At 48.7% G+C, this 6,761-nt stretch carries 10 protein-coding genes and 1 other RNA gene; 2 read left to right on the top strand and 9 right to left on the bottom strand.

Going from position 1 to position 6,761, the window contains the following annotated elements; all coding sequences use genetic code 11:
• The 3 genes from ACI3UA_RS05555 to ACI3UA_RS05545 all read right to left on the bottom strand — a co-directional run.
• Nucleotides 1-479, bottom strand: a 479-nt coding sequence (locus ACI3UA_RS05555) for a recombinase family protein (protein WP_439723838.1), incomplete at its 3' end; no start/stop codon positions are given.
• Nucleotides 428-862: a hypothetical protein gene (locus tag ACI3UA_RS05550; protein ID WP_439723837.1), complete on the bottom strand. Its 435-nt coding sequence runs from the start codon at nt 860-862 to the stop codon at nt 428-430. The genes ACI3UA_RS05550 and ACI3UA_RS05555, both read right to left, overlap by 52 nt.
• A 1-nt stretch (nt 863) precedes the next feature.
• Nucleotides 864-1,274: a helix-turn-helix domain-containing protein gene (locus ACI3UA_RS05545; RefSeq protein ID WP_439723836.1), complete on the bottom strand. Its 411-nt coding sequence runs from the start codon at nt 1,272-1,274 to the stop codon at nt 864-866.
• Nucleotides 1,275-1,439: 165 nt separating this feature from the next.
• On the opposite strand from ACI3UA_RS05545, the gene ACI3UA_RS05540 reads away from it, so the two are divergent.
• Both ACI3UA_RS05540 and ACI3UA_RS05535 read left to right on the top strand, forming a co-directional pair.
• On the top strand, nt 1,440-1,634 hold the full coding sequence (locus tag ACI3UA_RS05540) for a helix-turn-helix domain-containing protein (RefSeq protein WP_439723835.1): 195 nt from the start codon (nt 1,440-1,442) through the stop codon (nt 1,632-1,634).
• Nucleotides 1,627-1,869 carry a hypothetical protein gene (locus ACI3UA_RS05535; protein ID WP_439723834.1) on the top strand — a complete coding sequence of 81 codons (243 nt, stop codon included), beginning with the start codon at nt 1,627-1,629 and terminating at the stop codon, nt 1,867-1,869. Before ACI3UA_RS05540 ends, ACI3UA_RS05535 begins: the two co-directional genes overlap by 8 nt.
• Nucleotides 1,870-2,125: 256 nt before the next feature.
• Here ACI3UA_RS05535 and ACI3UA_RS05530 read toward each other — a convergent pair.
• From ACI3UA_RS05530 to ACI3UA_RS05505, 6 genes are all read right to left on the bottom strand, one after another.
• An RNA gene (locus tag ACI3UA_RS05530) (hammerhead ribozyme type II) lies at nt 2,126-2,190 on the bottom strand.
• Complete coding sequence (locus ACI3UA_RS05525; RefSeq protein WP_439723833.1) at nt 2,190-2,405, bottom strand: hypothetical protein; 216 nt, start codon at nt 2,403-2,405, stop codon at nt 2,190-2,192. The genes ACI3UA_RS05530 and ACI3UA_RS05525 overlap by 1 nt, the downstream gene beginning before the upstream one ends.
• 175 nt (nt 2,406-2,580) lie before the next feature.
• The gene (locus ACI3UA_RS05520) at nt 2,581-3,066 is read right to left on the bottom strand and encodes a hypothetical protein (RefSeq protein WP_439723832.1); all 486 of its coding nucleotides are present in this window, start codon (nt 3,064-3,066) and stop codon (nt 2,581-2,583) included.
• 6 nt (nt 3,067-3,072) lie between these two features.
• Nucleotides 3,073-4,449: an SNF2-related protein gene (locus ACI3UA_RS05515; RefSeq protein WP_439723831.1), complete on the bottom strand. Its 1,377-nt coding sequence runs from the start codon at nt 4,447-4,449 to the stop codon at nt 3,073-3,075.
• Entirely contained in the window at nt 4,446-4,736 is a 291-nt protein-coding gene (locus ACI3UA_RS05510; RefSeq protein WP_439723830.1) for a VRR-NUC domain-containing protein, read from the bottom strand. The genes ACI3UA_RS05515 and ACI3UA_RS05510 overlap by 4 nt, the downstream gene beginning before the upstream one ends.
• Nucleotides 4,737-5,027: 291 nt before the next feature.
• A partial coding sequence (locus tag ACI3UA_RS05505; RefSeq protein WP_439723829.1) for a VapE domain-containing protein occupies nt 5,028-6,761 on the bottom strand: 1,734 nt, incomplete at its 5' end.

Below are 6,761 nucleotides of genomic sequence, written 5' to 3'. Positions count from 1 at the left end.
GCCATTCGGCCCATTTTTGTGCGCTCTTTTATCTGTTCTCTTTCAAGCTGTGCGAATACGGCCAGCAGGCCTATCATTGCCTTGCCAAAAGGGGAGGATGTGTCAAAGCATTCCTGCATTGATACGAAATCAACTCCGTGCGGCATGAATACTTCTTCAATCAGGTATAGAGTATCACGCTGTGAGCGAGATAGTCTGTCCAGCTTATACACCAGCACGACGTCGAACTCTTCTGTTTCCTGCATTAGTTTCTGTATGCCGGGCCTGTTCAGATTACTGCCTGAATATCCGCCGTCAACATAGATATTGGCGATAATCCAATCATGTGCTTTGCAGTACGCAATCAATCTTTCCTTCTGCTCTCCGATTGAATAACCTTCCTGCGCCTGTTCAAGCGTAGATACCCTGACATATATGGCCGCCCTTTTCATAACGGCATTCCGTCCAGCAGGTAATTGGCAAATATCCAGTTCCTGCATGTCCTTTGCTCATGAGTGTATTCTCCCGGTGGGTCAGGGTCATAATCCTGAAAGTTAATCTGCCGGGCATCCGTAATTGTCACATGAATCTTGTCATTATTTATTTCCACGTTCTGTCCCTTACATGGAATAAATGCGATGTGCGTATTGTTAGTGTAAACCCACCCTCTGCTAAGACCGCACAGATAGTAAGCCTTAATTGTATCATCAGGCGGTAATTCTACTTCTACATGGGCTGTATTCTTGAAACGCGTCTTTTCATAAACTTCGGTATATTTTTCGCCAATGAAGCATTCAGCGCAGCATTTATCAATCCTTGCGCGGCGTATGCCTCGAAGCCAAAAGAAGTTGCATTTCTTCTTCACATCTAAAGTCAGGTGCATATCATTGTCCTCCTTTCTCCAATTCCAATGCACAATTGAGGAGAGCTATGCGCTCACGCCCTTTCAGCGATTCGTAAATCTTAACAAGCTCTGCCGACTCAGGTGACAATTTCTGCGAGCCGCTTATTGTCACAGCGCTGTGATTGCCCTGAATGACCGGGCTGTTTAGCATAACTCCGTTTATGTTATTCGCAATATCTCCTGAACAGGGAATGCCTCGGAGCAGATAATCAGTGCTGACCTTGAAGTAATCGGCCAGCTTGATAAGGACCTCGATGCTCGGGAAAGCATCAGGCAGGCGTTCATATTTGCCTACAGCCGAAGGAACCACACCCATCATATCAGCCAGCTCTGCTTGGGTAAGCCCCGCCGTCTGCCTCAGCTTCTTCAATCTGTTGCCAAAGTCTTTCATGAATAACACCACCTTTCCTATAAGTCGAGTATATAGCTTTTAATTCAAGTAGTCAAGAAAAATTCACCGAAAAATTTTCTTGAATTTAAGTTGACAAATAAGCCGAAAAGTCTTATAATAAGAATGTGGGTATAAATAAAAACGACCGACAGAGGAGGTGAGTGGATGAATATCATGAGAGAGCGCAGGTTGCGGGGTGCCATCCCGTCCCAGCGGGCGGTTGCCGAGGCACTCGGTGTTCAGGAATCTTCCGTGAGCAAGTGGGAGCGAGGCGTATCTAAGCCCCGCGCCGATAAACTGCCGATTATTGCAAAGTTGTATGGATGTACCATTGAGGAGCTTTTGACAAGCAATGACTGAGGTAGAAACAGTATTGAGCATGATTGCAAAAGAACTGGCAGACACCGCCAAGAGCAGTATGCCGGAGTTGCAAGCGGGCCAGTTAATCAAGCGAGAATGGCTTGAAGATGGCAAATACTTCCGTGAGATTAAAAACGGCAGTCATACTTCATACATCTGTTACGACTTTAAGCAAAGAAAATGTTTTAAGGCTAAGAAAATGAAGGGATGTGTAATTATTGACATGGACTGCTGAATTTGTGCAAATGCTTCTTCGTAGCAATCGTGATAAGTGTAATACGTCGTAGCATCTGCGGTTTCGTAAACGCCGTCCAGCGGCTTGTCCGGAAGTTCGAGAGTTATTGGCACTCCGGTTTCTTCGTCCTTCACTAAATCGCTGTCAACTTTTCCAGTCAGGTGGAATGTTGTCTTCACGCAATACCATCCCGGATTATTCTTGTGTGGAACTATTACTCTTGCGACTTCCTTCTTCATGGCCTCACATCCTTTCTTTTGACCTGCCATCATCAGAGCCGGGCGGTCATTCCCGGCTGATGCCCTTCCGGGCATTTCGGCTTAGAAGCAACCTGCGAAAGCTGCAAGCCTTTCTTTTTCGATGTAGTAATTTTCTCTGAACATTCTCAGAGCGCGTGTTTTACTGATACGTCCGAACTCTTTTACATATTCGTTAAAAGCGTTTTCATCCCAGCACTCGTAGAAGGTTGCGCCTCCCCAGCGGTACCATTCTCTCGCAAGATTTGTGAATTCTTCGTATGTTAAGTATTTCCACATGTTAATCATCCTTTCGGGCTTTTTTGTTTTTTTGTATTTCTTTATAGTCTTATTATACGACTTTTAGTGACTTTTGTCAATATTTTTCAGGAAAAATTTTGGAAAAATTTTACAGTTTGTTCTATTTTTAGCACTAAAAAGCTCCTCCGCACAAAGGATACGGAGGAGCCTGAAACTATTTTTTCGGATTCCAAGTGCCTATGGCCTCAAGGCCAAATAGCAGGACGGAAAGTTCTTCCATCGCCCTGCTGACATCACGGAAGAATGTCCTGCGGTCAATGCCCAGCCGGGCTGCAATATCTGCGACCTTGCATTTCTCATCAGAAACGTACCGCATGTACAGGGCGTTGTAGCGGCGTATCTCATCGGGATTGTCAGATGCCTCGCACAAGGATTTGTAGGCCCGGAGCATTATGTCCACATGCTCCATCATCAAACCGGTCTTATGCTTTAGGGAACACAGCGAGCTGACTTCCAAAGCCTCGTCGGCCATGCTGGAATAATGGAGCTTCAGCTTACGATAATTACTCATCAGCAATTTGACATCATGATAGCGGGAATCAAGCTCCTCGCGGATTATATCATCACGAGCCTCCGCAGATTTCTTCACTGCTTCCAGTGCGGCTGTGCGGGCAATTTCCCTTATTTCTTCTTTCTGCATGAACCATCAACCTCTCTTTTTTAACTGTGTAATCCGTGCCTTGAGGGCGGCGAGCAACGTGTCCTGAACATCGCCCTTGCTTTCGAGGGCTTCCATCACGGTTTCATCCATTCCGCCCTGAATAAACAGGCGATGGATTACCACCGGATGCTCCTGCCCCTGACGATAGAGCCTCTTATTCGACTGGTCGTACTGCTCGTAGCTCCATGTCAGTCCGAACCAAATTACATGATGACCGCCTCCCTGAATGTTCAGGCCGTAGCCACAGCTCGCAGGATGGGCAAGAAGCACATCAATCTTGCCGTTGTTCCAGTCAGTCTGATCCTGCAACCGGGAATAAACGCGAACACGAAGGTTTGTTTTAGCTAAGGCATTGAGAAGCCTTTCCCTGTCATGCTGGAAATTATAAAGAACAAATGCGTGATTTCCATTAAGCTGCTCGATAAGCTCCATGAACGCCTCAATCTTGCAGTCATGAATGGGAACGATATTCTTGTCCTCGTCATAAATCGCGCCGTTGCAAAGCTGAAGGAGCTTGCCGGTAAGCACCCCTGCGCTCCCCGCCGTGATAGTGCTGTCATCCACCTGAAGAAGAAGCTCCGCTTCCAACTGCATATATGCCCGCCTAGCCTTTGAATCAAGGGCCACAGGAATATCATTCACAAGCATATCGGGAAGTGTCAGGTAGTCAGCCGCTTTCATGCTGATACATATATCGCTGATTGCCTGCTTAATCATCTCGAAACTGCCGTCCTTGGGCTTATAATCAAAAATGGTGGTCTGATTGCGCCTGCCGGGAATGAAATACTTGTCGCGATAGGCACTGAGGGTAGGGCCGAGCCTTGCGCCTCCGTCCAAGAGATACACCTGCGCCCACAAATCCTCAAGGCCGTTGCTCGCCGGTGTTCCCGTAAGCTCCACGATTTTCTTTATCCGGCTCCTGACAAGGCGCATGGCCTTGAACCTTTTGCTGGTGCTGTTCTTGAAGCTGGAACTTTCATCAAGCACCACCATATCAAAAGGCCAGTCATTGCGAAAGTGGTTCACAATCCACTGCGTATTCTCGCGATTGGTGACATACACATCGCCGGGAGTAGCCAAGGCCCGCATCCGCTGTGCTGATGTACCTAAAATCTTCACAATCCTCATATTCTTGGTATGGTCCCATTTTGCCGCCTCCGTAGACCATGTGGCTTCTGCCACCTTTTTAGGGGCGATAATCAATGGCTTGGCTATTTCCCACCTGTTGAAACGCAAATCGTGGATAGCAGTGAGTGTGACAACCGTCTTGCCGAGGCCCATATCGAGAAACAGCCCTACAGCTTTGTTGTAGATGATTGAGTCAATGCAGTATTGCTGATAGGAGTGGGGGATGTATTTCATATCCCGTCGCTCCTTTCCAGCTCGGACAAAAAGTTTTTGACTTCATCCAGCCCTTTCAGGACCCTCACATCCGCATTCCTCGATTTCATCCTCCCAATCACATACTTCTGCAATTTAGTGAGGCTCCCCGTGTCCGTTTTGAGTTCCACGAAAATCACCCTGCCTGTTTTCGTCAGGACAATTCTGTCCGGTACTCCTGCTGTACCCGGGCTTACAAATTTCAGGCACATTCCGCCCAAGTTTTTTACCCCTTTTATAAGTTTTTGTTCTATTTGTTTTTCAAGCATAATTCTCTCCTCTGACTTCCTCGCGCACGCGCGCGCGTATATTTGCGCAAATTAGGCGAATTAGAGAGTTACTAAAATGATAATAATTCTCTAATTCTCTCTAATCTGCCTAATTACACTACTCTATAGTAATTAATGTTCCAATGTTCCACTTTAATAACAAACCCAGTAATATCAAGGGTTTAAGCCGGAACATTACCCGGAACATTACCCGGAACATTGGAACATTGACCCCCCGGAACATTGACTTTCTTTTCGCGCCTAAACCTTTCTAAAAGTGCAAAATTCTTTCTAGAAATTCAGATGTTCCGCTGAATGTTCCACCCAATGTTCCGGCCTTTTTTGGAATCCACGCTGCTTTCCGCAGTACCCAAACCGAACACTTCCAGCCGTCTTTTCCCAGCCCGGCAGAGAACGCATGATGTCATTTATTTCAGCCGCCTCCGCGTACTTGAAATCCCTTGGCTGACCGCCAAATGCCTCGCACCAAATTTCCAAAGCACATATTCTATCCCTTGGAACAAGGTCGCTTGCATCACCCGCATTCTCGCCATTGAGGAACATTCTCCGCTTGTCCAAAGACCATCTCTGCCAATCCCTTGGCACAGGCCTCTCTACGAAATCCAATATAAAACCTTCCTTGCTGCTGGCTTCCCTGTGCATTTCCTGCTCCCGCTTGGCTTCCTTCTCGACATGGCCTGAAAGGAACAGGCTCTCACCGACACGCCACCTCGCTACGGCTTCCGCCCAAAGCTGGTCGCGTTCTTCATCAAGGTCAAGCCACACGCTTTTGGTGCATGGCTGTACTCCTACGTCTACAGGCCAAAACCGTCTGTTGCCCGTGCGGTCGCGCAGGAACTCGGAAGTGTTGGTGGTGCCGAAGAATACACAGCACCGCGGAATGTCCTTGACGTGCCGCCCGTATGCCGCCCTGAACCTGTCGTATCTCAGGCTGAGGAACTGCTTTATCCTCGCTACATCGGTGCGCCTGAACGCGTCAAGCTCGCTGACTTCCACCAGCCACACCCCCTGAAGAAGCTCGCTGGCTTCCTTGCCCTCGAAGGTGCGTATGCCGTCGTTGAACCAGCCCTTGCTCATCTTATCCAGCAGGGTGGACTTGCCTATGCCCTGCGGCCCGGAGAGGATGAGCATGGTGTCGTATTTGCACCCCGGCTCCAATGCCCTTACCACTGCCGCAGTGAACGCTTTGCGCGTGACTGCGCAGGTATAGGGGGTATCAGCCGCTCCGAGGTAATCTATGAACAGGCTGTCCAGCCTCGCGATGCCGTCCCATTTCAGTGAGGTGAGGTAATTTTTCACCTCGTTGAATTTGTGCTTCTCGCTGTGCAGGGAAAGCGCGCCGTCAATCTTGCCGTTGCCGGTAATCTTGTAAACCTTTTCAAAATACCAGTACATGCCCTGATTATCGTTGTCGGCCCATGCCCGACGCTTGGTGAAAGCGCACCATGGAAGCTCGCCAAGGACTTCGCCGCGCCCCGCAAACTCATTGAGGGCGAATTTGCCACGGAGGTTCGGGTCGTTCTCAAGGATAATCCAAATATTGTCTATGGTGGGCTTTATTGCTCCTGTCTTCGGGTTCAATTCAAGCTCCGTGGTCCAGTCGAAGTTCTCGCCCTCGTCAGGCTCCGCGGTAATCTGCCCGAAATCCCCTATAGCTGATTCAGCCCGCTCCTTTGCCAGCTGTCTTGAAACGTGGCCGTCAGCGATAGCCAGCTCGCACATGGCGGAATAAGAGGGGAGTCGGTTTGTCGGTGTATTCGCCGCCGCATTATCGTCCAAGTCACCGAATTTATGGAGGCGCACCATGTCGAAAGCATTTACCAGCTTCCCTGAGCATGGGTCAGTGGAGTGGTGGGAATAGAGGAACAATCCGTTATCATACACCACTGCGCCGCCCGTGGTACTGCCTCCGAGGTAAGTGAACCTGTTTTGGGAATTATCTACAGGCGCGTATACCCCTTCCAAGAATGTGTTCATGGCTCCGTAAATATCGTAGGCCCGGCA

Source organism: Anaerovibrio sp., from assembly GCF_051866355.1.
Lineage (GTDB): Bacteria > Bacillota > Negativicutes > Selenomonadales > Selenomonadaceae > Anaerovibrio.
The sequence above is the reverse complement of the archived record's forward strand: the minus strand, read 5'-3'. Positions and strand labels throughout refer to the sequence as shown.

What these genes read in the sequence shown, in the direction of transcription:
- ACI3UA_RS05525 (WP_439723833.1), bottom strand. Translation starts at nt 2,405, where the DNA reads ATGTGGAAATACTTAACATACGAAGAATTCACAAATCTTGCGAGAGAA.
- ACI3UA_RS05515 (WP_439723831.1), bottom strand. Translation starts at nt 4,449, where the DNA reads ATGAAATACATCCCCCACTCCTATCAGCAATACTGCATTGACTCAATC.
- ACI3UA_RS05535 (WP_439723834.1), top strand. Translation starts at nt 1,627, where the DNA reads ATGACTGAGGTAGAAACAGTATTGAGCATGATTGCAAAAGAACTGGCA.
- ACI3UA_RS05550 (WP_439723837.1), bottom strand. Translation starts at nt 862, where the DNA reads ATGCACCTGACTTTAGATGTGAAGAAGAAATGCAACTTCTTTTGGCTT.
- ACI3UA_RS05540 (WP_439723835.1), top strand. Translation starts at nt 1,440, where the DNA reads ATGAATATCATGAGAGAGCGCAGGTTGCGGGGTGCCATCCCGTCCCAG.
- ACI3UA_RS05545 (WP_439723836.1), bottom strand. Translation starts at nt 1,274, where the DNA reads ATGAAAGACTTTGGCAACAGATTGAAGAAGCTGAGGCAGACGGCGGGG.
- ACI3UA_RS05520 (WP_439723832.1), bottom strand. Translation starts at nt 3,066, where the DNA reads ATGCAGAAAGAAGAAATAAGGGAAATTGCCCGCACAGCCGCACTGGAA.
- ACI3UA_RS05510 (WP_439723830.1), bottom strand. Translation starts at nt 4,736, where the DNA reads ATGCTTGAAAAACAAATAGAACAAAAACTTATAAAAGGGGTAAAAAAC.